Genomic DNA, 26,509 nt, shown 5'->3' on the forward strand with positions numbered 1-26,509 from the left:
TCAGCCCGTCGGGGTAAATCCGGTCGCCCGCACGATCCCTTTCCAGCGATCGGATTCGGTGGCGAGCAGTTGCGCAAAGTCATTCATCGCGATTGCGTCGACGTCGACCGACAGTTTGGCCATGCCGGATTTGACCTCGTCGGTGCGCAATGACGCCTGGATCGCGCCGTTGAGTTGCGCGACGATTGCCGCGGGCGTCTTCGCCGGCAGGAAGATGCCGAACCAGGTCACGTCCTGAAGCCCGGGGTAACCGGCTTCCGCCACCGTCGGCACATCGGGGAGGGATTTGAGGCGGCTGGGACCGGTTGTCGCCAGAGCGCGAAGCTGTCCGGACTGGACCTGACTCAGCAGGCTGTCGATCGGCATCACCGCCGACGCAATCTCGCCCTTCAGGAGATCCTGGACCGCCCCTCTGCCTTGATAGGGCACGTGGAGATAGTCGAAGCCCGCGGTTCGGCCGAGCATCGCGCCGATGAAATGCAGCGTGGTGCCGACGCCCGGCGTGCCGTAGGTCGCCTGTGTCGGGTTGGCGCGGCACCAGGCGACGAGGTCGGCGAGGCTCCTGACGTCGTTCGGGACTTTCGGGCCGACCGCCAGCAGCGTCGCGAATGAGCCGACGGTCGATACCGGCGTGAAGTCCTGCGGTGCGTATGTCAGCGACTTGTAGGTGTGCGGAAACAGCGCGATGAAGCCAAGCGGCGCGAGCAGCATGACCGATCCATCGGCCTCGGCGTTCCTCACGGCCTCGATCGCAATCCGGCCGCTCGCACCGGGCCGGGTCTCAACGACGATGGAATCGGCATAATCCTTCATCTGCCCGGCGACGAGCCTTGCGACGGCGTCCGGCAATCCGGGCGTGTAGCCGGTCAGGATATGGGCAGTCTTCAGGCGGGGCTGCGCGCCGGCCGGCCGGACCAAGCCCGCGGCGGCGAGTGCGGCACCGGCCGCTGACGCGGTCAGGAGGTCGCGACGGGTCAACATGCATGCCTCCATGGTCGTCGAGCCGCGCCGTCCGGGGCGCGACGATCTGCGTCATCGCACGCGGAGGATGCGTGAGGCGGGGATAAACGTCCAATGCTAGTGTCTGAGGCGTCCATAACCGTTTTGGTAAGGATCGCTGATGCAGGACATCGAGCGTGCCCGACGCCGGATCAAGCTGCGCGACCTGCACATCCTGCTCGTCATCGCGCAGCGCGGCAGCATGGCGAAGGCTGCCGCCGAGCTCGCGGTGTCGCAGCCGGCGATATCGCGGGCGGTCAGCGACATGGAGCACGCGCTCGGACTTCGGCTGTTCGATCGTTGCCGTAACGGCATCGAACTGACGGCCTATGGCCATGCTCTGGTGCGACGCGGGGTCTCGATCTTCGACGAGCTTACCCAGGGCTTGCAGGAGCTCGAGTTTCTGGCCGATCCGAGCATCGGAGAGTTGCGCATCGGCAGCACGGAGAGCATCGCAGCGGGCTTGCTTCCGGTGGCGATCGACCGCTTCACGCGGCAGCATCCCGGCATCCGCATCAATGTCGCGCAGACCGTTCTCAGCGATCTGCGCTACCGCGAACTGCGCGAGCGCAACATCGATCTGCTGCTTGGATGGACACCGACGCCATTTGACGAGACAGACCTAGCGGTCGAGCCCTTGCTCGATGATCGGCGCGTCGTTGTCGCGGGAAGGCGAAGCAAATGGGCGCGCGCATCCAGGTTCGAATTGGCCGACCTCGCACACGAGCGCTGGGTGTTGCCTCCGCCGGACACCTTTCCGGGTTCCGCGGTGGCGGAGATGTTTCGCGAATTCGGAATGCAGATGCCGAGCGCGCCGATCACGACGCTGTCGCTCCATTTGTGCTGTCGGCTCGCCGCGACCGGCCGCTTCATCACCGTGCTGCCGGGCTCGGTCGCGCGGTTTGCCGGCGGCGATCTCGGCCTGAAGGTGCTTCCGGTTCAGCTTCCGCGGGCGGCCGCCGTCTCGGCCGCGATCGTCACGTTGAAAGGCCGCACCCTAGGTCCGACCGCCGAGATCTTCATCGCCTGTATCCGTGAGGTCGCCAAGGCGGCCGCAAGCAAGGCGGCCGCTGGCAAGTGACGGGCATTACGAGCGCCGTTCCCTTCCGGTGCGGGCGCCTGACCTCTAATGCGCCATCATCGGCTCGCGCGCGGTTCGCTCGAGCACCGGATCTATCCGTAGCCTGATCGTGACGAGCGCGCCGATCAGTCCCATCACGGCGAGCAGCAGCAGCCCTGCCGTAAAGCTGCCGGTCAGGTCCTTCAGATAGCCGACGGCGAATGGGCCGGCGAAGCCCGACAGGTTGCCGAGCGAGTTGATCGCGGCAATGCCTGCCGCCGCCGAGGCGCCGGTCAGGATGCCGGCCGGCATCGGCCAGAACATCGGCGGCACCGCTGACACGCCGATCTGCGCAAGGCAGAGTAGGGCGACGATCAGCACCGGATTCGATACCAGCCCGGCAAGGCCGATACCGACGGCGGCGAGCGTCAGCGCGCCGGCGACATGGTATCGCCGCTCGCCGGTCTTGTCGGAATGGCGGCCGAGCAGCACCATGCCGACCGCGCCGAACACGAAGGGCAGGGCCGCGATCAAGCCGGTTTGGGTGTCGGTGACGCCAAAGGCCTTGATGATGGTGGGCAGGAAGAATGCGACGCCGTAGCTTGCCGCGTTGAGGCAGAAATACACGAAGGCGCAGGCAAGGACCCGCGAGTCGGTGAGCGACTGCAGAACGGAAATATGCTCCACGGCCTCGGTTTGCTGCCGCTCGCGCTCAAGCGTGGTCTGAATCCACTTGACCTCGTCGGGCTGCAGCCAGCTTGCCTGGCGCGGAAAGTCCGGCAGGAAGGTCAGGACAGCGAAACCGACCAGGACCGACGGCAGTGCCTCGCAAATGAACAGCCACTGCCATCCGGTCAGGCCGGCGCCCGACAGGTTGAGCAGCAATCCCGAGATCGGCGCCCCGATGATGCTCGAGATCGGGATCGCCAGCATGAACAGGCTGATGACGCGCGCGCGGTACACCGACGGGAACCAGAGCGTCAGATAGAAGATGATGCCCGGGAAGAAGCCGGCTTCGCAGGCGCCGAGCAGGAGGCGCAGGAAGTAGAAGATCCATTCGCTCGACAGGCCGCTCGCCGCGGACATCTGCGGGATGAAGGCAAATGCGGCCGAGACGATGCCCCAGCTGATCATGATGCGGGCGATCCACCGCCGCGCACCGAACCGCTCCAGCAGGATGTTGGAGGGCACCTCGAAGAAGAAGTAGCCGATGAAGAACAGGCCGGCGCCGAGCCCGTAGGCGGCCTCGCTGAGGCCGAGCGCCGCGTTCATGTGCAGCTTGGCGAAGCCGACATTGACGCGATCGAGATAGGCCACGAAGTAACACAGGATGAGGAACGGAATCAGCCGCCGCATCATCTTTCCGATCGCGCGCTTCTCGACATCGTCGCTCATCGTTCCCATCCCTTCCTGTTTTTCGATTCGGCAGACGATCACCGCGCTGTTCGGGGCGGCACCTGGCGCACCCGCAGCGGTTCGTCGCGTTGCTCTTGCAAGTCTTCTTCATTGTTGTGTAATCGACTGCCGCGTGACTAATGGCATTTGGGAATGGAGCCACGGCGAAACTGTCATGATGCACCGCGGTATAAGCGCGGGAACCCTGGAGCGTTTTCCAGCGAAGTGGCTGCTCGTTCGCGCCAAGAAAACGCCGCAAAGCAGAATCTGGAGCCCCGTTCCGGCTTAATCGGAACGGAAAGGGCCCTTGCCGGGCAGGATGGTGGCGGGCCGTGATCAATAATCTGAAACTGCGCCAGCTGCGCCTGCTGGTCGCTCTCGACAATGAGCGCAAGTTGCAGCTCGCCGCCGAGCGGTTGAACATCACCCAATCCGCGGCATCGAAGATGCTTGCCGAAATCGAGGCGCTGGCGCGGGTTCCCTTGTTCGAGCGCACCGCGCGCGGCGTCGAACCGACGGCCTATGGGTCGATCCTGATCCGTGGCGGCAAGAGCGTGCTGGCCGATCTCGACCAGGTCACCGACGAGTTCGCGGGCTACAAATCCGGTGAGCTCGGCACGGTCTCCGTTGGAACAGTCGCCAAGCCCAGCATCGACCTCGTCGTCGACGTCATCCAGTATCTCGGCGAGAAGCTGCATCGGGTGAACATCTCGCTCGATGTCAGCACCAGCCCGCCATTGATCACGCGACTGCTGGCGCTCGAGTTCGATTTCGTCGTCGCCAGGATTCCCGCCGGCATCGATCCCCGGCAATTCGACTATTACGAGATCGGCGCGGAGGAGGCGGTGCTGCTCGTTCGTGCGGAGCATCCGTTGGCCGGCCGCGAGACGGTCGAGCTGGAGGACATGGCTGACCAGCAATGGATCTGCCAGCCGCGCGAATCCTTCATGCGCCAGGCGCTCGAGAGGTTGTTCATGAGCCGCGGCGTGACGCCGCCGCGCCGGGTCATCAACACCGAGTCGTTTTTCGCCTCGGTCGGAATTGCGGCGGGCATCGACGCGATCGTGCCGGTCCCCATGCTGGTGTTCGATCTGGTCGATCCGCAGCGGTTCAAGGTGCTGCGCCTGCGCGACAGGCTGTTGTTGGAGAATTACGGCCTGATCAAGTTGCGCAAGCGCGCGCTGTCACCTGCCGCGGCACTCTTGTTCGACGCGATGAAACGGCTCGGGGTACCGAATGGCGGCGCAGAGCAGGGCGACGCGGCGAGCTGAACACTCAGCGGAACATGCCGCGCAGGTTCTGCGCAATCTCGAACAGCGCCGGATTTTGCTTCACGGCGCGCTTGGCGCGATTGATGGCCGACAGCGCGCTGGCCGCCGGCTTGCCGCGCAGGCTGAGCGGAACGAAGCTGTCGACGACGGCTTCATCGTCCTTGCAGAACAGCCGCTTGTACTCGTCCGAGCCGATGCCGAGATCGAGAGCGCGGTAGTTCAGGCCGGCATGGCGATCGATGATATCGCGCATCAGGATCAGGCCGGGGCTGAACTTGGAATTGGCCGACATCGTGTAGGTGTTGAACATCATCGAGAAGCGATGACCGTCGGACACGCCGGCGAAGATCGCGATCACTTCCTCGTCGCACTCCAGCGCGTGGATGTCGATCGCATAGCCGTTGCCGTCGGCGCGCGGAGCGAGGCAGGCGGCACGAATGAACTGCTCGATGCCCGGCTCGGCGAACACGTTCGGCAGCTTCTGCTCGGCCATGCGCTGCGGCTTGACGCGGAAGAACCAGTCGAGCAGGCGGCAGGCATCGGCGCTCTCGCTCGCGACGTAATAGCGATAGCCGGGCAGCGCCTGCAGCTTGCGCTCCTTGCCCTTGAGGCGGCGGCGGAACGAGTTGCTGACCAGCGTCGCCGGTGCCGCGCCGGGCTCGATCGCCAGCACCGGGCAGTCGTTGACCGAAGGCTGACGCGGCAGCAGCGCCAGCGGATTCGGGAGGTCCTGCCAGCGCAGCGGCTGCTGGCAGAGCACGAGCGCATCGGCGCGGGAGCGTTCGGCGATCGATCCGATCAGAGCCGCGATGTCGGCTTCCGTCGCGTTGGCGGCGAAATCCTTCGCGCACAGCGCCATGTTGAAGGTTGCATGCTTGCCGCCCATGAAGCTCGCGCAGTTCGCGCCGAGGCGGGATTCGATTGCGAGCGGCAACAGCAGCAGCGGCCGACGTTCGCTGTCATGAGCGACGACGATGAAGGGCCGCAGGCCCTCGCGCTCGCCGACCTGGCGTTGCCAGCTGGCGAGGAAATCGAACCGCTGATAGGGCGTGTAGCTGTGCTGCGATGTCTCGAAGCCGCGCCAGGTCGCTTCGGCCGCGGTGAGATCATGAAAGATGTCGACGCCGGCAACGCGGATCGCGTTCGGCCACGCCCGCGTCTCAGCCGTCTGGCCTTCGATTGCCGCCGCCATGGTCATCTCGGAACCCAAATTTTTTTTAGGTATTAATTTACAGTTCTCGGCTGGGGCCGACCTTCGCAGGGAAATGTCAACAAAGAGTAAGAACAATGCCGCGGCGGTGTGCGGGAACCGCCTGACAAGGACGGGGATCTTGGCGCCGGACAGCGGGATTTTACGACGGGCCCGAATGGAGCTCGCGTATTTCAGTGGCGCCTTCAAGCTGCGGGAACGCGAGAGCGGCGGCGCCGGGGTGATCCTGCGCTTCGCCCGCGTTCGTCCCGCGCGACGCGGCCGGTTTCAGCCGCTGAAGTCCCAGGAGATCTCCCCGGCTTTCCTCGATCGCACGATCCGAGCGCTGAAGCGCTGGCAGTATGACATCGTCGGGATCGACGAGGCTTGCCGCCGCGCGGTGACCTTGCCGGTGCGCCGGCGTTTTGCCTGCCTGACCTTTGACGGCGCCAGCAAGGACATCGTTACCCATGCTTGGCCGGTGCTCGCCAGGCACCGCGTCCCCTTCACCCTGTATCTGCCGACGGCTTTCCCGGATGGCGTGGGCGTGGCGTGGTGGCTGGCGCTCGAGGACATCATCGCCCGCGAGAGCCGCATCGGCCTCATGGTCGACGGCAGGGAGCGGCACTTCGCGGTCTCGACGCTGTCGGACAAATACGAGCTGTTCGATTTCCTGTCCGGCTGGCTGCGCAAGCTGCCGCCGTCGGACCTGTCCTACGCGCTGAATGATCTCGCCACGCGCTATTCGGTCGATGCGGCCCAATTGTCACGCAATGCGTCACTCGACTGGCAGGATCTGGCGAAGCTTGCCGCCGATCCGAACGTGACGCTCGGCAGCGCCACGGTGAACTATCCGGCGCTGTCGAGCCTCAGGGATGCCGACGCGCAGCGCGAGATGGCGATGGGCAAGGCGGTGGCCGAGAGCGCGCTTGGGCGGCAGGTCAGGCATTTCGCATTCCCGTTCGGGGACCGCGATGCGTTCGGCCGTCCGCATGTCGTGATGGCGGAGGAGGCCGGCTTTGCCAGCGCGGTGTCGACCATACCAGGGGTCGTCAAGGCGCAGGGGCGCACCAACCTCCACGCGCTGCCGCGCATCGGATGGGACGGCCGCGTGCGCTCATTGCGGATGATGCGGGTGCTGCTGTCGGGCGTGATGTTCGCGCCGGTGCGGCCGACGCGCAGCGTGCGCGACCAGGACGTTACTTAGGCGCGATCGGGCCGCGACATCCAGGCGACGATCGGCATCGCCGGCAGCACCCAGCCGAGGCCGGCGACGACGTAGAAGATCGCCTGCAGCAACCCCGAATTGGCAAGCCACGGCGTCTGGGCGACCGTCATGCCAAGCAGCGACCACACTACCACCAGGATCAGCAGGAAGATGGTTCCGAGCAGTTTGCGGGTGCGTATGGCCATGGCGGATATTTGCAACTCGTGATCCAGGGCGTTTTCGAGCGAAGCGGACACCGGTTCGCGCAAAGAAAACGCGTCAAAACAATATTCTGGAGCTTCCTTCCGACTTGATCGGAAACGAGGCTCCGGGCGGCGGCTTGCGCCGCGGGCGCGGCGGACTATAAGGGGCCCGAAAATCCAATCAAGTCAGGGCGAAATGGCCGGTATTTCCGCAAAGACGTCGCAGCTCCGCGCTGTCAGGGTATGGCTGGTCGCGGTCGCCGCCCTGATCGCCCTGATGGTCTTGGTCGGCGGCGCCACGCGGCTAACCGAATCCGGCCTGTCGATTGTCGAATGGAAGCCGGTGACCGGCACGCTACCGCCGCTGACCGAGGCGCAGTGGACCCAGGCCTTCGAGGGCTACAAGAGGATCCCGCAATATCGCGAGCTCAACGCCGGGATGACGTTTGAGCAATTCAAGACGATCTTCTGGTGGGAGTGGAGCCACCGGCTGCTTGGCCGCGTGATCGGCGCGGCCTATCTGCTGCCGTTCCTGTATTTCCTGTGGCGCGGCGCGGTGAGCGGCGAGCTCGGCCGGCGATTGTGGGTGATTTTCGGCCTCGGCGCGCTGCAGGGCGGCGTCGGCTGGTGGATGGTCGCGTCCGGCCTCTCGGAACGCATCGAGGTATCGCAGTATCGGCTGGCGACGCATCTGGTGCTGGCGCTCCTGATCTTCGCGGCGATCGTCTGGACGCTGCGGCGCCTGACCGACCGCCCAAGCGTGATTGCGCCGCTCAGGCTGAAGATCACGAGCGCGGTGCTGCTCGTGCTGACCTTTGTGCAGCTCTATTTCGGCGCGCTGGTCGCGGGGCTGCGCGCGGGCAGGGTTTATAATACCTGGCCCGACATCGATGGCGGCTTCATTCCGTCGGCTGACCGGCTTTGGTTCGAGACACCGTGGTGGCGCAATCTGTTCGACAACACGCTGACGGTGCAGTTCGAACATCGCATGACCGCCTATCTGCTGTTCGCGCTGGCGATCGCACATGCGATCGATGCCATGCGCGCGCGCGCCGGCGGCGCTGTCATCGCGGGTGCCTGGTGGCTGGTGGCGGCGATCACGCTGCAGGCGACGCTCGGCATCCTGACGCTGCTGCATCAGGTGCCGATCGATCTGGCGCTGACGCACCAGGCCGTCGCCGTCGTCGTGCTGACGCTCGCGGTGCTGCAGGCCGAGCGCTTCGCCGCGCGCCGGACCGAACGGGACCAGCCGACCCTCGTTGCGGTCGGCCAGCCCGGTTGATCGATCAGGACAGATAGTCGAGCCCGATATCGAGCGTGGCCGAGCTATGGGTCACCCAGCCGACCGAGATCAGATCGACGCCGGTGGCGGCAATCGCCGCGGCGGTCGCCGCGGTGATGCGGCCGGAGGCTTCGGTGATCGCCTTGCCGCGCGCCATGTCCACCGCCTGGCTGAGCTGCTCGGTCGTCATGTTGTCGAGCAGCACCACGTCGACGCCGAGCGTCAGCGCCTCTTCGAGCTGCGAGAGCGTGTCGACCTCGACCTCGATCTTGACGAGATGGCCGGCATTGGCCTTGGCGCGTTCGATCGCGGTGCGGATGCCGCCGGCGAGCGCGATGTGGTTGTCCTTGATCAGCACCGCGTCATCCAGCCCGAAGCGATGATTGCCGCCGCCGCCGGCGCGCACCGCATATTTCTCCAGCGCACGCAGTCCCGGCGTGGTCTTGCGGGTGCAGACGATCTGCGCGCGGGTGCCGGCCACGGCTTTCACGAGCGTGGCGGTCGCGGTGGCGACGCCGCTCAGGTGGCAGAGGAAGTTGAGCGCGGTCCGCTCGGCGGTGAGCAGGCTGCGGGCCGGGCCGTCGATGATCGCGATGACCTGGCCGGGTTCGACCGCGCTGCCGTCGGGCCGTTCGGCGCGCAGCGTGATGGCCGGCGACACCGTCTGGAAGGCTGACCGCGCGACATCGAGCCCGGCGATCACGCCGGGCTGCCGCGCCCGCATCACCAGCCGCGCCTGCTGGCCGGCCTGCACGATGGCGTCTGCGGTGATATCGCCGGCGCGGCCGAGATCCTCGCGCAAGGCGGTCTGCACGATCGGCTCATAGATCAGCGGCAGCAGGGGGGTGAGGGTCATGACAGGGCACTCCTGGCAAATGGCGTGGATTCGACGATGTCGCGCGCGGCGGCGAGTGCATCGGCGCGGGTAAGGGACGACGGAACGGCCGACGCAGCAAGGTGCGGGAAATCGCTGCGGAAGTGGCCGCCGCGGCTTTCCTCACGCCGGATGGCAGCAACCGCGACCATCAATCCGACCAATGCTGCGTCGGACGCCGCACTGTGACCGCATGCGAGTGGATAGAGGCTGCGGATCGCGCGGGCGATCCCGTCGCGGTCGCGCAAGACGCCGAGCCCCTGGGTGAGGATCGGTCGCACGGCGGAGGGATCGGAAGCCTGTGGCATCGCATCGTCGCGCAGCATGGCGCGCGGGCCCGCACTCACGCTTTCGATACTCTCGGCGACCCAGCGCGCGCAGACGATCGCTTCCATCAGCGAGTTGCTGGCGAGCCGGTTGGCGCCGTGCAACCCGGTGCGTGCGGCCTCGCCGCAGGCCCACAGGCCCTGCACCGTGCTGCGGCCATAGCCATCAACCGCGATGCCACCCATATGGTAGTGAACCGCCGGCCGGATCGGGATCGGATCATGGGCGGGATCGATGCCGGCCATCTTGCAGAACGCGCTGATCACGGGATAGCGCTGCGCAAACTCCGCGCCCGGATGTTGGCGCGCGTCGAGGAAGGTGCGATGCCCCGCGGCGCGGTGGCGCCAGACGGCGCGCGCGACGATGTCGCGTGGCGCCAGCTCGGCCCCGGGCTGATCGGCCATGAAGCGCTCGCCGGTCTCGTCGATCAAGACCGCGCCGTCGCCGCGGATCGCCTCGGTCAGCAGCGGCATCGGGCGCGACGGCCCGTCGAACGCGGTCGGATGAAACTGGACGAACTCGATGTCCGACAGTTTTGCGCCGGCATGTGCGGCAAGCGCGAGCCCCTGGCCGAAACATCCGCCGGGATTGGTGCTGTCGGCGAACAGCCCGCCGATGCCGCCGGTCGCGATCACCACGCGATTGGTCGCGATCGTCAGCGCGCCACTTGGGCTGGCTGCAAGCACGCCCCTGACCGCATTGTCCTCGACCAGCAGCCGGCGCGCCTCGACGCCTTCCAGCAGCGTGATCGATGGTGTGCGCCGAACCGCCGCGATCAGCGCGCGCATGATCTCGCGTCCGGTACCGTCGCCGGTGGCGTGCACGATGCGGTTGCGGCGGTGTGCGGCCTCGAGCCCGAGGCGCCAGCTGCCGTCGGCGTGGCGGTCGAAGGCGACGCCGAGCCTCGCCAGCTGCTCGACGGCGGCGGGCGCGGCGTGGACGATCCGGCTCGCGGCGGCCGCGTCGCAAAGGCCGGCGCCGGCCGCGAGCGTATCGGCGAGATGCAGGGCAGGGCTGTCATCGGCGCCGACCGGCGCCGCAAGGCCGCCCTGAGCCCACATGCTGGAAGCTTCCGCGCCGAGCGGCGACTTCGACAGCAGCACGACCGGCTCGGGGGCGAGCTGAAGCGCGGTCATCAGCCCGGCGGCGCCGCCGCCGATGATCACCGGGCGGCCGTTGAGATCGGAGATATCGGTGCTCATATCGCCAGCATCCTTTCGACGCTCTTGCGCGCGCGATCGGCGATCGCGGGGTCGATGGTGACCTCGTGCTGGTTGGTCTCCAGCGCGTGGCGGATGTTCTTCAGCGTGATCCGCTTCATGTGCGGACAGAGATTGCAAGGGCGGACGAAGTCGACACCGGGATTTAGCGCGGCGATGTTGTCGCTCATCGAGCATTCCGTCAGCAGCACGACGCGCGGCGGACGTTTGGTCTCGACGAACGACTGCATCGCAGCCGTCGAGCCGGCAAAGTCCGCTTCGGCGACCACCTCGGGCGGGCATTCCGGATGCGCCAGGATGGTGATGTCAGGGTGATCTTCGCGCAGCTGGCGCACGTCATCGGCGGTGAACAGCTCGTGCACCTCGCAGTGGCCCTTCCAGGCGATGATCTTCTTGCTGGTTTGCTTGGCGATGTTCTGCGCCAGATATTCATCAGGTAGCATGATGACGCGCTCGGCGCCGAGCGATTCAACCACCTTCAGCGCATTGCCCGACGTGCAGCAGATGTCGGACTCGGCCTTCACCGCGGTCGAGGTGTTGACATAGGCGACGACCGGTGCGTCCGGGTAGCGCGCGCGCATCAGCCGCACGTCCTCCGCCGTGATCGAATCCGCCAGCGAGCAGCCGGCCTTGAGGTCGGGGATCAGCACGGTCTTGGCCGGATTGAGCAGCTTCGCGGTCTCGGCCATGAAGTGCACGCCCGCGAGCACGATGACATCGGCATCGACCTTGGTTGCTTCGCGCGCGAGCAACAGGCTGTCGCCGACGATATCGGCGACGCCGTGGAAGATCTCCGGCGTCTGGTAATTATGCGCCAGCACCACCGCGTTGCGGCGGCGTTTCAGCGCGAGGATCGCATCGACGTCCTCGGCGAACGTGGCCCATTCGAACGGCGGGATGACGCGTTTGACGCGCTCATAGAGCGGCGCGGTGCGGGTGAGCAGATCGGTATCGAGTGCAACCATTTATACTCTCCGTGAGCATAAGATGGTTTATACTTATCCTGAGCATAAGGCGTGTCAAGTGCGCGAAAGCGGGAGCTTGGTGCCGGCGACGGCCCGCTCGGCCAGCACGGCATGGCGGAAGCGGAATAGCTTGGCCGGCCGGCCGACGGTATCGGCGGCCATTGCGCCAGTCTCTTCAACGAGTTCCTGCTGCTCGATCAGCCGGCGGAAGTTCTGCTTGTGGACCAGCCGGCCTGCGAGCGCCTCAACACTGCGTTGCAGTTGCAGCAGGGTGAACTCGGCCGGCATCAGCTCGAATACCACCGGACGGTATTTGATCTTGGCGCGCAGCCGCGCGATCCCGGTCGCGAGAATGCGGCGATGATCCGCCGTCATCGGCTTGCCCGGCACGACCGGCGCCTCGCGGCCATGCCCGCGTCCGGCTTCCGGGATCAGCGCGGCCTCGTAGAGCAGCTCATAGCGCTGCAGCACCAGCTCCTCGTTCCAGTCGCGATCGTCGAGACCGAAGGTGATGGCGCAGCGCTGCCAGCGCTCGCGCTGCAGCGTCGGTGACGGCGCCGCCTTCGCCCACGTTTTCAGCTTCGGCGCGATCGTCTTGGCCAGGAAGGCCGGCGCGCCGGCGCGATGATCCTCCCAGGGGAAGTAGTCGTACCAGCCGGACCAGTGCGCCTCAAAGCCTTCGCCGACCCGATCCTCGCGGGTCAGGCCGAGATAGCTGATCGAGACGCTATGCGGTCCCTTGGCATCGCCGGAGCGGCCGCGGTCGGCAAAGGTGTAGAGCTGCTCGACATAGCCGAGCGGGTGGCCGGTCTGCGCTTCGACCCAGGCCCGCAGCGCGGTCTGCAGCGAGCGATGGGTGAACTCGAACGGGCCGCTCGGCAGCGCGGAGCCGCCGGCGATGGTCATGATCTTCGGCGTGCCCTCGGTGACGGCGACCAGCACCGCCACGAGATCGGCGGTCACTGCGTTCCCCGAAGCCGATGCGCTGGATTTCTGCGGCGATCTGGCCACGCGATCGTTCCGCGCTAGCAGTAGCCGTAGACGCCGCAGGCGTAGGGCAGGCGATCCCAATAGGTCACATAGGCGCCGCCGTAGTATGGGCCGAAATAGTTGTAGGAGTGCCAGTTGCCGTAATAGCCGGGCAGCGACGACGATCCCGGCAGCAGCGGTTCGCCGGGCACGAACGGGATGTACGGCTCGGAATTGAGCGGGATCACCACGGGCTGCTCGACGACCACGAGCTGGCGTCCGCGCCGCACATAGGTCGGCGATGTGATTGTGGTGCGGTAGGCGTAATGCCGGCGCGGCAGGCCCGCCGGCAGCTGGCGCGCGGCCTTGACGGTCGCGCTCTTGGCGACGGCCGGGCCGTCGGCGGCGTCAGCAGGCGGGATCGCAAACAATGCGATCGCGAGCGGCAATGTCCAGCGCAGCATCAATGGTCTCCCGAATCATCCGGAGCCTATCACTGCCACTTTAAGCCGGATTGAACGTTAACGAGAGGCCCGTCGGTATTAAGCGTTAACGGGATGTCCGTCGCCTTGGGCAAGCTTCCGGAGCGATGCGGCGCACCGCTCCGGAACAATTGCGGGATCAGGCGCGCAGGGCCTGGTCGAGGTCGGCGATCAGGTCTTCCTTGTCCTCGATGCCGATCGAAAGCCGCACCACCTCGGGCGCCGCGCCCGACCTCACCTTGGCGGCGTCGTCGAGCTGGCTGTGGGTGGTGGAGGCCGGATGGATCACCAGCGAGCGGGTGTCGCCGACATTGGCGAGATGCGAGAACAGCTGCAGGTTCGACACTAGATTGACGCCGGCGTCATAGCCGCCCTTCAGGCTGAAGGTGAACACCGCCCCGGCGCCCTTCGGCGAATATTTGCGCTGCAGGGCGTTGTACCTGTCGCCGGGCAGGCCGGCATAGTTCACCGCCGACACGGCGGGGTGGGTGGAGAGGAATTCCGCCACCGCCTTGGCGTTGTCGCAGTGCTTCTGCATGCGCAGCGGCAGCGTCTCGATGCCGGTCAGGATCATGAAGGCGTTGAACGGCGACAGCGCGGGGCCGAGGTCGCGCAGGCCGAGCACGCGGCAGGCGATCGCGAAGGCGAAGTTGCCGAAGGTCTCCTGGATCCGGATGCCGTGATATTCCGGGCGCGGCTCGCTCAGCATCGGGTATTTGTTGTCCTTCGACCAGTCGAAGGTGCCGGCATCGACAATGATGCCGCCGAGCGAGTTGCCGTGACCGCCGAGGAACTTGGTCAGCGAGTGCACGACGATGTCGGCGCCGTGGTCGATCGGCTTGATCAGATAGGGCGAGGCCAGCGTGTTGTCGACGATCAGCGGCACGCCGGCCTTGCGCGCAACGGCCGCGATCGCCTCGATATCGGTGATGCTGCCGGCCGGGTTGGCGATCGACTCGATGAAGATCGCCTTGGTGTGCGGCGTCACCGCGCGCTCGAAGCTTTCGATCTCATCTGGGTCGGCCCAGGCCACATTCCAGCCAAACGCCTTGAAGGCGTGGGTGAACTGGTTGATCGAGCCGCCATAGAGCTTGCGTGCCGCGATGATCTCATCGCCGGGCTTCAACAGCTGCTGCAGCACGACGACCTGTGCCGCGTGACCGGAAGCGACGGCGAGCGCCGCGGTGCCGCCTTCGAGGGCTGCGACACGTTCCTCGAGCACGGCATTGGTCGGATTGCCGATGCGGGTATAGATGTTGCCGAATGCCTGCAGGCCGAACAGCGAGGCCGCATGGTCGGCGTCGTTGAAGACGAATGACGTGGTCTGGTAGATCGGCGTCGCCCGCGCGCCGGTGGTGGGATCAGGCTGCGCGCCGGCGTGCACGGCGAGGGTGGAAAATCCCGGAAGGCGATCGGTCATTCTTTAGTATCCTGTTGTGGCCTGGTCGAAACGCGCGGCATGCTGATGGCGACGGCGCCCGCCGTCAAGCGAGTTGGGCACACCGCCAGTTGGAGGGGCATCCGCGCTATACCGGATGATCGCAGCGATTATTCCGCCGCGATGTCAGGTCGTCTCGGTCTTGTTCTTTGCCGCGCGGTCGGATGCCGCAGTCTGGCCGCCGCCGAAGCTCGTGCGATTGAGCGACAGCCGCATGCCCTGCGTCGGGACCGGCGCACGCTTGGAGCTCAGCGTGCGCGAGTTGACGCCCATCCACGAGATCTCCGACGACAGCCGGCCATACTCGATCTTCGGGCAACGGTTCATCACCACCTTGAGGCCCGCGGCTTCCGCCTTCTCGGCAGCGGCATCGTCGCGCGCGCCAAGCTGCATCCAGATCACCTTCGGCGGCGTCGACAATTTCAGCGCCTCCTCGACCACGGGCATGATGTGGCTTGAATTGCGGAAGATGTCGATCATGTCGATCGGCCGATCGATGTCCGCAAGCGAGGCGACGAACGGCTTGCCCATCAGCGTCTTGCCGACATGGCCGGGGTTGACCGGGATCATGTCGTAGCCGCGCTGCGCCAGATATTTGAACGCGAAATAGCTCGGCCGCACATTGACCGGCGAGGCGCCGACCATCGCGATCGTCTTGACGTTGTTCAGAATGCTGCGGATGTAATTGTCGTCGTAGGCGTCGTGATTCATTTTTCTTCCGGGTTTGTCATTCCGGGGCTCGCGCAGCGAGAACCCGGAATCTCGAGATTCCGGGTCTGGTGCTAATGCACCATCCCGGAATGACGACCTCAGGTCGTCACTTGTCCTGCCACTTCGGATCGCGCTTCTCGATGAAGGCACCGATGCCTTCCTCGGCGTCGCGCGCCATCATGTTTTCGGTCATCACCTCGGCGGCGAAGCGATAGGCATCGGCGAGGTTCATCTCGGCCTGGCGATAGAACGCTTCCTTGCCGAGCTTTACGGTGTAGGCCGATTTCAGCGCGACCTTCTCGGCCAGCGCGATCGCGGCGTCGCGTTCGGTGCCAGCGGATACCACGCGGTTGACGAGGCCGATGCTCTGCGCCGTTGCTGCCGAGACCGGCTCTCCGGTCAGCAGCATCTCCATGGCCTGTTTGCGCGGCACGTTGCGCGACAGCGCCACCATCGGCGTCGAGCAGAACAGCCCGATGTCGACGCCCGGCGTCGCGAACGCCGCCGCTTCGGAGGCGACCGCGAGGTCGCAACTTGCGACGAGCTGGCAGCCGGCCGCGGTGGCGATGCCCTGGACGGATGCGACCACCGGCTTCGGCAGGCGCACGATGGCCTGCATCATCGCGCTGCAGGCGTTCATGATTTGCGCGAAATAGGCGCGGCCGCGGTCGGCATCGCTACGGCGCGCGGTGAGTTCCTTGAGGTCGTGGCCGGCGCAGAACGCTGGGCCGTTGGCGGCGAGCACGACGGCGCGGATGCGCTTGTCGCCGCCGACATCGTTCAGGGCGGCGTGCAGCTCGGCGATCAGGCCCTCGGAGAGGCTGTTGCGCGCTCCGGGGCGATTGAGCGTCAGTAGCGCGATACTGCCGACGGTCTCGCGCAGCAGGATCGGCTGGTGTTGCGGCGCTTCGGCGCGGGCGGCTTGGGCGGACATGCTGAAATTCCACTTTGGTCTCTGTGACAACTTAATGTAACAGGCAGGCTGAAGCGAGGGCAGGGACGGCATGGCGACTGCGAAAATGAGCGTGGCTGACGTGGAGGAGTTCCTGCGGAGGGAATTCCCGCAGGCGTTCGTCCACGACGATGTCCGGATCGAAAGCGCCGACGGCGAGACGGCCCTGCTGCGCCAGCGCTTCAGCGAGCGCATGCTGCGGCCGGGCGGAACGGTGTCCGGGCCGACCCTGATGGGCCTGGCGGATTTCGCGATGTACGTGGTGCTGCTGTCGGCGATCGGGCCGGTCGGCCTTGCCGTGACCACCAACCTCAACATCAATTTCCTGCGCAAGGGCCAGCCGGGGCAGGACGTGCTCGCGGTGGCGAGGCTGCTCAAGCTCGGCAAGCGGCTCGCGGTCGGCGAGGTCAACCTGCTGTCCGGCTCGTCTCCCGATCCCATTGCCCATGTCACGGCGACCTATTCCATTCCAAATCAATAGGCTTTTCTATGGTATTATTGCACCATATTTGCAAACCATTGTTTTTTCTGATGTAATTTGAGCGCGTGGGCGTTGACGCGAGATCGCGGCTTCTCTAGAAAGCTGCCAGTTCGGCGCATACGGCGCCGATTTCTTTTTCACGGATTTCACACATGAGCACGTTCTCGGCCAAGCCCGCCGAAGTGACGAAGAAGTGGGTCGTGATCGACGCCAAGGGTCTGGTCGTCGGTCGTCTCGCCACGCTCGTCGCGATGCGCCTGCGCGGCAAACACCTGCCCACCTACACCCCGCATGTCGATTGCGGCGACAACGTCATCATCGTCAACGCCGCGCATGTGGTGCTGACCGGTCGCAAGCGCGACCAGAAGACCTACTACAAGCACACCGGCTTCATCGGTGGCATCAAGGAGCGCACCGCGAAGCAGATCCTCGAGGGTCGCTTCCCCGAGCGCGTCGTCGAGAAGGCGATCGAGCGCATGATCCCGCGTGGTCCGCTCGGCCGCATGCAGATGGGCAATCTGCGCGTCTATCCGGGTGCCGATCATCCGCATGAAGCGCAGAGCCCCGAGAAGGTCGATATCGCTTCCCTGAATCGCAAGAACACGAGGGCCGCATAATGTCCGATACGTTGCAGTCCCTCGACCAGCTCTCGCAGGTCAAGCCGGCCGCTCCCGACGCGCCGAAATACGTCAAGAAGGTCGACAAGTACAACCGCGCTTACGCCACCGGCAAGCGCAAGGACGCGGTCGCCCGCGTCTGGGTCAAGCCGGGCTCCGGCAAGATCTCGGTCAACACCCGCGAGTTCGAAGTCTACTTCGCCCGCCCGGTGCTGCGCATGATGATCCAGCAGCCGCTGGTCGCTGCCGCCCGTAACGGCCAGTACGACGTGATCTGCACCGTCGCCGGCGGCGGTCTCTCCGGCCAGGCCGGTGCTGTCCGCCACGGCATCTCGAAGGCGCTGACCAACTTCGAGCCCGAGCTGCGCGGCGTCCTCAAGAAGGGCGGCTTCCTGACCCGCGACAGCCGCTCGGTCGAGCGCAAGAAGTACGGCAAGGCGAAGGCCCGCAAGTCCTTCCAGTTCTCGAAGCGCTAATTCGAGTTCTAAAATTCGCGGCAATTGCCGCGGGCATCGAGTTGCAGAGGGCGCCGCGAGGCGCCCTTTTTGCTGCGTCCGACCGGCGATGCTTCGGCGCGAATTAGCGCAGTTTTTCATGAAAACTTGCGTGTGCGTGCAAACGAAATTGGAACTCGCACCTTCTAGCTTGCGGGCTCGCAGTGGCGCTGCATCACCGTATTTATTTGCGCCTGCGAACGTTGCATCACCGGGCTGGGGTGAGTTTATGTCGTTCGATCCATCGACACTTTATTTGTTCGCCACCATGGTCGCGGGCATGCTCGGCGCCATGCTCTGGTTGTTCGGCAGGCAGGAGAACATTTCCGCGCTGAAATGGTGGGGCACCGCCTATCTGCTCGGCGCGGCCTCGGTTGCGGTCTGGACGGTCGGTAGTTCGACGCTCGATCCGATGGTTCTGCTGGGCTTCAATGCGATCGGCTTCGCCGCCTGCGGCCTGGTCTGGAATGCCGCGCGCATTTTCCACGGCCGCAAGGCCAATTTGCTGGGCCTCGTGCTCGGCCCGATCGCATGGATCGGGGCGGTGACGACGGTTGAGGATCCCGCGATGCGCCTGACGATCGGCGCCGGGATCGTCGCGATCTACGCCGCGTTGACCGCATCAGAACTGTGGAGCGAGCGCCGCCGCGCGATGCAACGGCGCTGGCTTGCGATCGTCATCCCGGTCGCGCACGGTTGCGTCCTGATGCTGCCGATCCTGGTCGGCGACCTGCTGCGATTGAACGGCCAGAATTTCGTCTCCAGCTTTTGGGTCACGCTGTTTTCGATCGAACTCGTGCTGTACGCGATCGGCACGGTGTTCGTGATCTTCATGATGGTGTCGGACCGCGCGGTGGCCGTGCACAAGACGGCAGCGTCGATCGACCCCCTGAGCGGCATGCTCAACCGCCGCGGCTTCACCGAGGCCTGCGCCCGGGTGATCGAGCGCGAGTCCATTGCCGGCCGGCCGGTCACCGTGATGATCTTCGACATCGATCACTTCAAGTCGATCAACGACCGCTTCGGCCATCCCGCCGGTGACGAGATCCTGAAGCTGTTCTCCGCTGTCGTGGTCAACAGCCTCAGGATCAGCGATCTGTCGGGCCGGATCGGCGGCGAGGAATTCGCGGCGCTGCTGCCGTGCTCGCTGGAGGAAGGTGTACTGGTCGCCGAGCGCGTGCGCGAAGCCTTCGAGAACAGCAACATCACCTGCGAGGAAGGCGCGGTCGACACCACGGTCAGCATCGGCGTCGCCGGCGGCCCCGCCGGCACCGAGCTCGAGGTGCTGTTGGCCTCGGCAGACACCGCGCTCTACCAGGCCAAGCGCGGCGGCCGCAACCGCGTCGAGGCGGCGGAGGAATTGCCGCTCTCGCTGGAGAACTGGCGGCGCAAGACCGCGGGCCTGCCGGCTTCGGCGCGGCAAAAGCCGGCGAGCGTCCGGGCATGAGTGCGGTAACGAGTGATTAACCGTTCGATCCCATGCTTTCGGGCATGGAGTCGATCCGCACCCGCAATCCTCAGTCAGCCCTGATGTCGCTCGAAGCCGACGCGGTTTCGGCGCGTAGCGGTTTCGCCTGCCTGTTCTCGGACTCCCATGAATACGAGACCGCGCTGATCGCCGAACGGCGCGCGCAGGGGCGATACCAGCCGCCGAAGAGTCGCTGGCCGATGGTGATGCTGGCCGGCGTGATGCTGATGGTCGCGGGAACGGTGCTGCTGCTCTCCTGACGTGCGGTCACGCGGCCCGCACCGGATCCTCCGTCTTGAAGTGGTCGATCATCACCTTGGCGATCGCCATCAGCGGCAGCGCCAGCGCCAGCCCCCAGATGCCGAACACGACGCCGAGCAGGATCTGGAACGCGAACAGCGTGGCCGGCGGGATGTCGAGCGCCTGGCGCTGGATGATCGGCGTCAGCACGTAGCTTTCCAGCGCATGGACGCCGAGGAACAGGATGAAGGCCGACAGCGCCGCGATCCATCCGGTCGCCAGACTCGCGAGCACCACGATCAGCCCGCCGAGGATCGCGCCGACCGTCGGGATGAAGGCGAGCAGGCCGGCCTGGATGCCGAGGATGAACGAGCTCGGAATGCCGATGATGGCAAGCCCGATCCAGGTGACGAGGAACACCGCCGTCATCGTGATGATCTGCGCGATCAGCCAGCGCTCCAGCGTCTCGCCGATGCGGTCTACGATGACGGTCGCCTGCGCGCGGTACTTCGCCGGCGCGATGAACAACAGGCCGGCGCGGTAGATGCTGGGCTGGGCCGCGAAGGCGAGCCCGAGAAACAGCACGATGAAGAAGTTGCCGACGACGCTGACGGTGCCGAGCAGCACCTTCAGCGTCTGGCTGATGATGGCGCCGCCGCTTGAGGCCAGCGCGCCGGCGCCGGGGATGCCGTGGGACTGCGACGATGGGGGCGTCGTCGTTGTCGTCGTCACGGCGGTGCCTTCGCCCTTCGCCTCGCCCGCGGCATTGGTGAAATCGAGATAGCTGGTGTCGACCCCGTGCTGTTCGAGGAAGTCCTTGACGCTGCCGAGCTGCGATTTGATCGTGTTGCTCAGCACCGTGGCCTGCTGCGCGATCGTGGTGCCGCCGAGGAACACGATGCCGGACAGCAGCCCGGCCATCGCCAGGCAGACGATCGCAAGCCGCAACGCGTGGGGCAGCTTGGTCAGCCGGCCGAGCAGGGTGGTCATGGCATTGAGGGCGACCCCGAGCAGCATGCCGGCGAACAGCAGGAACAGGGTCGCGGCAAAATGCCAGGCGAAGGTCAGCAGGGCGGCGAACAGCACCACGCCGATGCCGCCGACGGCGATCGCCCATGCCAAGTCGTTGCGGGCTTGCAGGCGATTGTCAGCCGAGTCTGTCACGGGTGATTCCCCCTTCGCGACGGTGTTTCGAGCAGTCTTTGGCGAAAACCCCGCCGGGATCAAGCTGGCGGGGCCGTGCCGGTTCGCCGCTGACGGGGTGCGGGGCCGGGCGCGATCGGTGGGCATCTGGCCGGCTTTGGGTCCCGAGGGGTGCGAATCTGTGCAGGACTGCAAGCCCCCCTGTGCAGATATAGACAGTTGATCCGGCGGGAACTCGAAGGCATGATCGTCTCCGCAACGTCGCAAACTTAGAAGAATCATTGCGCGAGACTTCAATAATGAGACGGCCCGTGGTCGGCGTGATCGGAAACGCCCATCGCATCGAAAATCGTTTCACAGTCCAGATGGTCGGGGAGCGCAACCTTCGCGCGGTTGCCGAGGTGTCGGGCGCGGTGCCGCTGATGTTCGCCGGCAGCCCCGAAATCACCGAGGTCAGTGCCTTGCTCGACGTGGTCGACGGCGTGGTGCTGACCGGGGCCCGCGCCAATGTTCATCCGACCCGCTTCAATACCGAACCGTGCGCCGCCCACGAGCCCTACGACATCCACCGCGACGACGTTGCGCTGGCGCTGTCGGAAGCCTGCGTCGCGCGCGGTGTGCCGATCTTCGGCATCTGCCGCGGCCTGCAGGAGATGAACGTTGCCTTCGGCGGCTCGCTGCATCCGGAGATCCGCGAGATTCCCGGCCGCATGAACCACCGGATGCCGCGGCTGGAGAACGGCGAGATCCATCCTGACCCGACCGTTGTGTTCGCCGACCGTCACGACGTCGCGCTGACGCCGGGCGGCGCGTTCGCGAAGATACTTGGTCGTGAGACCATTCGGGTCAATTCGCTGCACGGCCAGGGCATCCTCGAGCCCGGCAAGCGCGTCGTGATCGAGGGCATCGCCGAGGACGGCACCATCGAGGCGATCCGCATCGCCGATGCGCCGGGTTTTGCGCTGGGTGTGCAGTGGCACGCCGAATACGATCCGCAGCGCAATCCGATCAACCGCGCCCTGTTCGAAGCCTTCGGCGACGCGCTGCGCGAACGGCGGCGGGCGGCGTAGGACGGTTTCACCGCCACCGTCCCTGCGCGTCTAATCACGACGTCGTCTCCGGAAAACGCGCTGTCGTCCCTGCGAAAGCACGGACCCATGCTCCGCGGCGGTTGTTGTGGACGGGACTTGTCGTTGCGGCACTGCTCAACAATGACCGTCGGTGGTTATGGGTCCCTGCTTTCGCAGGGACGACACCGAAGGTGTGGCGTCGCCTGTCCGTCGGGTCGGTTTGTCGAACCTCGGTTCGGGAAGCCATGAAAGACGCAGGGCTTTCTTTAGGCAATCCATGGGATCCGAGCGGCAGGCGAGTAGATCGTCCACTCAGGGCGTCATGAACGCAAAGTGTGTTGTCCCCGCAACGTCACAAGAGTTCCGTTGAGCATCGCACCTGTTGGGGCTTCACTGTGTGGCAAATTCCCAGTCTAATAACGGCGGACCTGAGGCAAAGATTTTACCACCAAGACGTTCATTTAAGATCAGGTTCAAGAGGCCGCTGACCAGCGCCAGCGGCCTCTTCGTGTTGCTTCGTTGATCGTGTTGCTTCGTTGATCGCAAAGTGCAGGTATCGGCCGTTGCCGCGTCGACGGCACGCAGGAAGCAGCACGTCACGGCATTAGCGCACTGACCATGGCCATGCCGGCGGTTGCGGTTTGCTGGTGGCGTGCGGCCGCGTCGGGGTTGGCGCCGGTTTGCGCGCCTGGGCAACATCGGTCGACGGCCGCGGACGCGGCAGTGGTATTTCCGGGGCTACCGTTGGCTGTTCGGGGCTTACCTTTGGCTCGGCGGCGTTGGCGATGACACCGGCCAGCTGTTCCTGGCTTGCGTTGAGCCGCTCGGTGACCGTCTCGCTTTCGCGCGCCATCTGATTCTGGGTCGCCTTGATCTGGTCGATGATATCTTTGCTGCGTGCCATTTCTGCTTGGCTCGCCTCGAGTTGGCTTGCGACATTTTTATGGTCGCGGACCAATTGTTCTTGCCTCGCCTCAAGCTGTTCGACCGCTTGCCTCAAGGCAGCGAGATCGCGCGCCATCGGTTGAAGCTGCTGCGCCAAGTCGGAAGAAAGTGCGGCGGCAGTCGGCGCAACGTCTTTCGGCGGGGTTTGCGCAGGAGGTGAGGAGTGGCCAGGGGAGGCCACCATCGCCGTATCGCTGGGTGACGACCACCACCAAGCAGCGCCACCTATGCAAGCTGCCAGCACGGAACCGACAATGGCAAGGTGGCGGCAATCCGCCAATCGATGAACCGCTTCCAGCGGCGCGTGAAACGCTTTCTTGCCGGTCGGCGGGCCGGAAGGGCTGACTCCTGCTTCGCGCGCGAGGTTCGAAAGCTGCTCTTCCAAGCTCACGAGCCGCCCTTCCGCGACCCTGTCATTCAGCATGGAATCCATTTTGTGCTCCGTATCAAATGCAAGGTCGCCCGCCTTGAGAGCAGATCCGCTCTTCGGCGCGCTAACATTCAACGGGACCCAGATGGGTATTTGCAGCTTAAGCCTACGGGGGATGAGGATGCGGCCTGCACGTCACATCGTCTCTCTTTTTGTAAGCTCATCCTTCCTGAACTGTCCCGACGATTTTGGCCGAGATATTGTTCGTCCGCAATCGGGAACACTGCTTGCAATGGGGCGCTCGAGCTCGTGGATCGAGGTCCTGTTCGGCCGTCTCACGATGCGTCTCGCAGCCAAGGCACGTTACTTCGAGGTGTCGTAAGTCGGCGTTGAGAGCGTCGCCAAGCACGGGCGAGGGCTGGGCTGGACCCTGAAACGCGGGAGTGTTCCATGTTTGGCGAGCGACCATGTCGGCATCCCGCCTGGCGCGTTCGGCCGACGGCTGACCACGGCGCCAAACATGTACTCCGGGGCCCTCCTGCGAATTCTCGGTATGTTGAGTTGTGCTGCCGGCGAGATGTACCGCTGGTCGACAGGTCGCAGCTATACTTCCGGTATTGCGCGTGCGCCGGAATCGGCCTTCCTCCGTACTAATACGGATACGAAAGTGGCGGATTGCGGCGCCGGACTCGGCTAAGCAACAGGGATATTTGCTCCGGCGCCGACGACCCTTTCCGAATACTGCTTTTCCTTTTCCATTTTCGGGTGCAGCCGACACGAGGGGTTGGTCGGGATGAATTTGTCGGGCCGTCTGGCGATGGGGATGTTGTTTCCCGTCGCCGCGCTCCTGCTCGCGCTGGGCTTCATCCATGGCGTGACCTGGCCGGGCGTTCTGCTCGCGGGTGGCGCGGTTGCGGTGGTATTGATGACGGCTGAGGTGATTGCGAGATCGCTGTCCAGGACGCCCGCCCAGCTGGTGCGGGCGGCGGAGGCGCTGTCGCGCGGCCAGCAGGTCTCGCTCGGCTCAAGCGATGACGGCGAGACCGCTCAGCTCGCGGCGACGCTTGCCGAATTGTCGGCGCAGATGGGCAGCAGGCAGCACCTGCTGGAGAAGACCGTCGAGAGCATCCGCGATCCGGTGGTGGTCGCCGACGAGCACGGGATGATCGTGATCGTCAACGCCGCGGCGCGACGGCTGTACAGTGTCGAACCCGGTTTTGATACCCTGACCGGCGTTCGCACCTTCCAGAACTATTATGCCGACGGCACCACCGTGATGCCGATCCCGGACACGCCGATGGCGCGTGCGCTGCGCGGCGATGACGTCGACGATTTCGAGCTGATCGTCAAACCGCAACCGTCGCAACCGGCCGTCTTCCTTGTCGTCAACGCGCGGCCGCTGCGCGACGATACCGGCAATCTGCGGGGCGCGGTCGCCGTGCTGCACGACGTCACCGCGCAGCGTCGGGCACACCAGGCGCTGGTCGAGAGCGAGCAGATGGCGCAAGCCATCGTCAGGACCGCGCTCGACGCCTTCGTCCAGACCGACCAGGACGGCGTCATTCTCGACTGGAGCCCGCAGGCCGAGGTGCTGACCGGCTGGACGCGCTCCGAGGCGGTCGGTTATCGGGTGGTCGAACTGGTGTTTCCGGAGGAACTGCGCCTCGCGCACCGGCAGCGGATCACCCGCTTCCTGCAGGAGACCGCGGCCGGCGGCATGGGCATGCGCTATGAAACGGCGTGCCTGCACCGCGACGGTCACCGGTTCTATGTCGAGGTGTCCCTCAACGCGCTGCGCCGCGGTGACGGCTGGATCATCAATTCCTTTGTCAGGGACGTCAGCCAGCGCCGGATCGCCGAGGAGCAGTTGATCCAGGCGCAGAAGTCGGAATCGCTGGGGCGGCTGACCGGCGGCATCGCGCACGACTTCAACAACATGCTGACCGTGATCACCGGCACGATCGAGATCCTCGCCGACGGCGTCAAGGACAACCCGCAACTCGCCGCAATCGCCAAGCTGATCAGCGATGCCGCCGATCGCGGCGCGCAGCTCACCTCGAGCCTCCTGGCATTCGCGCGCAAGCAACCGCTGCAGCCCGGCGAGACCGACGTCAACGACCTGGTCGGCGAGGTGGTCCGGCTGCTGTCGCAGACGCTCGGCTCGCAGACCGAGATCAGGACGGAGCTCGGCCGCAACGCCTGGCTCGCCTTCGTCGACCGCAGCCAGCTTGGTGCCGCGCTGGTCAATCTCGCCATCAACGCGCGCGACGCCATGCCTGACGGCGGCACGCTGACCTTTGCGACCCGCAACATCCAGCTCGGGATTCCCGACGCCGTGGCGTGCGGCGTCGAGCGCGCCGGCGATCATCTCGTGATCGAGGTGACCGATACCGGCACCGGCATTTCGCCGACGCATCTGGAGAAGATCTTCGATCCGTTCTTTTCCACCAAGGAGGTCGGGCAGGGCGCCGGGCTCGGGCTCAGCATGGTGTTCGGCTTCGTCAAGCAAAGCGGCGGCGGTATCGAGGTCAAGAGCGAGCAGGGGCGCGGCACCATCTTCAGGATCTATCTGCCGAAGGCCGACGGCACCGCACAGCGTGCGGCGGAGGAGGACGATCTGCCCGTCAGGGGCGGCGACGAGACGATCCTGTGCGTGGAGGACGACCCTACGATCCGAGACTATGTCACGGGCCAGCTCGAAAGCCTCGGCTACAACGTACTGGTTGCGGCGAACGCGGACGCTGCGCTCGAAATCGTCAACCGCGGCACCGCGTTCGACCTTCTGTTCACCGATATCGTGATGCCCGGCAGCATGAACGGCCGGCAATTGGCGGAGACACTGATGGCGGGGCGCCCGGCACTGCGGGTGCTGTTCACCTCGGGCTACAGCGACGGCGTGCTGCCTGCGCAGCAGGGGCGCGGCGGCCACGGCATTCCGCTGCTCACCAAGCCCTATCGGCGCGGCGAACTGGCGCGGATGCTGCGGCGCTGCCTTGATCTTCAGGTCGACTTTCAGGGCGATCCGGTTCCACAGCCTTATTCCGTGCAGCCCGATCTCGAACGCTTCCTGCGCGAGAATCCGCCGGGGAAGACGTAGACCGTGGTGTGGCCTGGATGCCACCGGGTCCGCAACGCGC

General features: G+C 65.5%; 25 protein-coding genes. 11 read left to right on the forward strand and 14 right to left on the reverse strand.

Features of this window, described 5'->3' with window-relative positions; all coding sequences use genetic code 11:
• Positions 1–981, reverse strand: coding sequence for a Bug family tripartite tricarboxylate transporter substrate binding protein (locus tag QA635_RS20580; protein WP_283071350.1), 981 nt, complete (start codon positions 979–981; stop codon positions 1–3).
• A 139-nt stretch (positions 982–1,120) separates the two neighbouring features.
• Between QA635_RS20580 and QA635_RS20585 the strand changes: the two genes are divergently transcribed.
• On the forward strand, positions 1,121–2,080 hold the full coding sequence (locus tag QA635_RS20585) for a LysR family transcriptional regulator (RefSeq protein ID WP_283071352.1): 960 nt from the start codon (positions 1,121–1,123) through the stop codon (positions 2,078–2,080).
• A gap of 45 nt (positions 2,081–2,125) precedes the next feature.
• Here QA635_RS20585 and QA635_RS20590 read toward each other — a convergent pair whose 3' ends face one another.
• Positions 2,126–3,463 (reverse strand): MFS transporter, encoded by a 1,338-nt coding sequence (locus QA635_RS20590; RefSeq protein WP_425249171.1) that lies wholly within the window; start codon positions 3,461–3,463, stop codon positions 2,126–2,128.
• 323 nt (positions 3,464–3,786) lie between these two features.
• Between QA635_RS20590 and QA635_RS20595 the strand changes: the two genes are divergently transcribed.
• The gene (locus tag QA635_RS20595) at positions 3,787–4,725 is read left to right on the forward strand and encodes a LysR family transcriptional regulator (RefSeq protein ID WP_283071356.1); all 939 of its coding nucleotides are present in this window, start codon (positions 3,787–3,789) and stop codon (positions 4,723–4,725) included.
• Positions 4,726–4,729: 4 nt separating this feature from the next.
• Here the strand turns inward: QA635_RS20595 and QA635_RS20600 are convergent, their stop codons facing one another.
• The gene (locus QA635_RS20600) at positions 4,730–5,923 is read right to left on the reverse strand and encodes a GNAT family N-acetyltransferase (RefSeq protein ID WP_283071357.1); all 1,194 of its coding nucleotides are present in this window, start codon (positions 5,921–5,923) and stop codon (positions 4,730–4,732) included.
• Between the two features lie 169 nt (positions 5,924–6,092).
• On the opposite strand from QA635_RS20600, the gene QA635_RS20605 reads away from it, so the two are divergent.
• Positions 6,093–7,121: a polysaccharide deacetylase family protein gene (locus tag QA635_RS20605; protein WP_283071733.1), complete on the forward strand. Its 1,029-nt coding sequence runs from the start codon at positions 6,093–6,095 to the stop codon at positions 7,119–7,121.
• Here the strand turns inward: QA635_RS20605 and QA635_RS20610 are convergent.
• The gene (locus QA635_RS20610; RefSeq protein WP_016844954.1) at positions 7,118–7,327 is read right to left on the reverse strand and encodes a DUF2842 domain-containing protein; all 210 of its coding nucleotides are present in this window, start codon (positions 7,325–7,327) and stop codon (positions 7,118–7,120) included. The genes QA635_RS20605 and QA635_RS20610 overlap by 4 nt on opposite strands.
• Positions 7,328–7,520: 193 nt before the next feature.
• On the opposite strand from QA635_RS20610, the gene QA635_RS20615 reads away from it, so the two are divergent.
• The gene (locus QA635_RS20615; protein ID WP_283071360.1) at positions 7,521–8,606 is read left to right on the forward strand and encodes a COX15/CtaA family protein; all 1,086 of its coding nucleotides are present in this window, start codon (positions 7,521–7,523) and stop codon (positions 8,604–8,606) included.
• A 4-nt stretch (positions 8,607–8,610) separates the two neighbouring features.
• Here the strand turns inward: QA635_RS20615 and nadC are convergent, their stop codons facing one another.
• The 8 genes from nadC to QA635_RS20655 all read right to left on the reverse strand — a co-directional run bounded on the left by nadC (position 8,611) and on the right by QA635_RS20655 (position 16,526).
• A complete protein-coding gene (gene nadC / locus QA635_RS20620) occupies positions 8,611–9,462 on the reverse strand; it encodes a carboxylating nicotinate-nucleotide diphosphorylase (RefSeq protein ID WP_283071361.1) in 852 nt (283 codons plus the stop codon).
• Positions 9,459–11,009: an L-aspartate oxidase gene (locus QA635_RS20625; RefSeq protein ID WP_283071365.1), complete on the reverse strand. Its 1,551-nt coding sequence runs from the start codon at positions 11,007–11,009 to the stop codon at positions 9,459–9,461. Before QA635_RS20625 ends, nadC begins: the two co-directional genes overlap by 4 nt.
• Positions 11,006–11,992 carry a quinolinate synthase NadA gene (gene nadA / locus QA635_RS20630; RefSeq protein ID WP_283071366.1) on the reverse strand — a complete coding sequence of 329 codons (987 nt, stop codon included), beginning with the start codon at positions 11,990–11,992 and terminating at the stop codon, positions 11,006–11,008. Before nadA ends, QA635_RS20625 begins: the two co-directional genes overlap by 4 nt.
• A 54-nt stretch (positions 11,993–12,046) precedes the next feature.
• Positions 12,047–12,898 (reverse strand): NUDIX hydrolase, encoded by an 852-nt coding sequence (locus tag QA635_RS20635; protein WP_425249198.1) that lies wholly within the window; start codon positions 12,896–12,898, stop codon positions 12,047–12,049.
• Between the two features lie 119 nt (positions 12,899–13,017).
• Positions 13,018–13,425 (reverse strand): hypothetical protein, encoded by a 408-nt coding sequence (locus QA635_RS20640; protein WP_028333925.1) that lies wholly within the window; start codon positions 13,423–13,425, stop codon positions 13,018–13,020.
• A 157-nt stretch (positions 13,426–13,582) separates the two neighbouring features.
• The gene (locus QA635_RS20645) at positions 13,583–14,863 is read right to left on the reverse strand and encodes an O-acetylhomoserine aminocarboxypropyltransferase (protein WP_038385449.1); all 1,281 of its coding nucleotides are present in this window, start codon (positions 14,861–14,863) and stop codon (positions 13,583–13,585) included.
• Between the two features lie 144 nt (positions 14,864–15,007).
• Positions 15,008–15,592 (reverse strand): CoA-binding protein, encoded by a 585-nt coding sequence (locus QA635_RS20650; protein ID WP_092077894.1) that lies wholly within the window; start codon positions 15,590–15,592, stop codon positions 15,008–15,010.
• 106 nt (positions 15,593–15,698) lie between these two features.
• Positions 15,699–16,526 (reverse strand): enoyl-CoA hydratase, encoded by an 828-nt coding sequence (locus QA635_RS20655; RefSeq protein ID WP_283071370.1) that lies wholly within the window; start codon positions 16,524–16,526, stop codon positions 15,699–15,701.
• 70 nt (positions 16,527–16,596) lie between these two features.
• Between QA635_RS20655 and QA635_RS20660 the strand changes: the two genes are divergently transcribed.
• From QA635_RS20660 to QA635_RS20680, 5 genes are all read left to right on the forward strand, one after another.
• Complete coding sequence (locus QA635_RS20660; RefSeq protein ID WP_028340177.1) at positions 16,597–17,025, forward strand: PaaI family thioesterase; 429 nt, start codon at positions 16,597–16,599, stop codon at positions 17,023–17,025.
• Positions 17,026–17,177: 152 nt separating this feature from the next.
• On the forward strand, positions 17,178–17,642 hold the full coding sequence (gene rplM, locus QA635_RS20665; RefSeq protein WP_016840522.1) for a 50S ribosomal protein L13: 465 nt from the start codon (positions 17,178–17,180) through the stop codon (positions 17,640–17,642).
• The gene (gene rpsI, locus QA635_RS20670) at positions 17,642–18,118 is read left to right on the forward strand and encodes a 30S ribosomal protein S9 (RefSeq protein WP_028333930.1); all 477 of its coding nucleotides are present in this window, start codon (positions 17,642–17,644) and stop codon (positions 18,116–18,118) included. Before rplM ends, rpsI begins: the two co-directional genes overlap by 1 nt.
• Positions 18,119–18,365: 247 nt before the next feature.
• Positions 18,366–19,583 carry a GGDEF domain-containing protein gene (locus QA635_RS20675; protein ID WP_283071373.1) on the forward strand — a complete coding sequence of 406 codons (1,218 nt, stop codon included), beginning with the start codon at positions 18,366–18,368 and terminating at the stop codon, positions 19,581–19,583.
• 44 nt (positions 19,584–19,627) lie between these two features.
• Positions 19,628–19,864: a hypothetical protein gene (locus QA635_RS20680; protein ID WP_028333932.1), complete on the forward strand. Its 237-nt coding sequence runs from the start codon at positions 19,628–19,630 to the stop codon at positions 19,862–19,864.
• 7 nt (positions 19,865–19,871) lie between these two features.
• Here the strand turns inward: QA635_RS20680 and QA635_RS20685 are convergent, their stop codons facing one another.
• The gene (locus QA635_RS20685; RefSeq protein WP_283071375.1) at positions 19,872–21,008 is read right to left on the reverse strand and encodes an AI-2E family transporter; all 1,137 of its coding nucleotides are present in this window, start codon (positions 21,006–21,008) and stop codon (positions 19,872–19,874) included.
• Between the two features lie 278 nt (positions 21,009–21,286).
• Between QA635_RS20685 and QA635_RS20690 the strand changes: the two genes are divergently transcribed.
• Entirely contained in the window at positions 21,287–22,057 is a 771-nt protein-coding gene (locus QA635_RS20690; protein ID WP_057020651.1) for a gamma-glutamyl-gamma-aminobutyrate hydrolase family protein, read from the forward strand.
• A gap of 604 nt (positions 22,058–22,661) precedes the next feature.
• Here the strand turns inward: QA635_RS20690 and QA635_RS20695 are convergent.
• Positions 22,662–23,435 carry a hypothetical protein gene (locus tag QA635_RS20695; RefSeq protein WP_283071379.1) on the reverse strand — a complete coding sequence of 258 codons (774 nt, stop codon included), beginning with the start codon at positions 23,433–23,435 and terminating at the stop codon, positions 22,662–22,664.
• A gap of 760 nt (positions 23,436–24,195) precedes the next feature.
• Between QA635_RS20695 and QA635_RS20700 the strand changes: the two genes are divergently transcribed.
• The gene (locus tag QA635_RS20700; RefSeq protein WP_283071381.1) at positions 24,196–26,469 is read left to right on the forward strand and encodes a hybrid sensor histidine kinase/response regulator; all 2,274 of its coding nucleotides are present in this window, start codon (positions 24,196–24,198) and stop codon (positions 26,467–26,469) included.
• Positions 26,470–26,509: the final 40 nt, after the last annotated feature.

The sequence above is a fragment of the Bradyrhizobium brasilense genome, from assembly GCF_029714345.1.
Classification (GTDB): domain Bacteria; phylum Pseudomonadota; class Alphaproteobacteria; order Rhizobiales; family Xanthobacteraceae; genus Bradyrhizobium; species Bradyrhizobium australafricanum.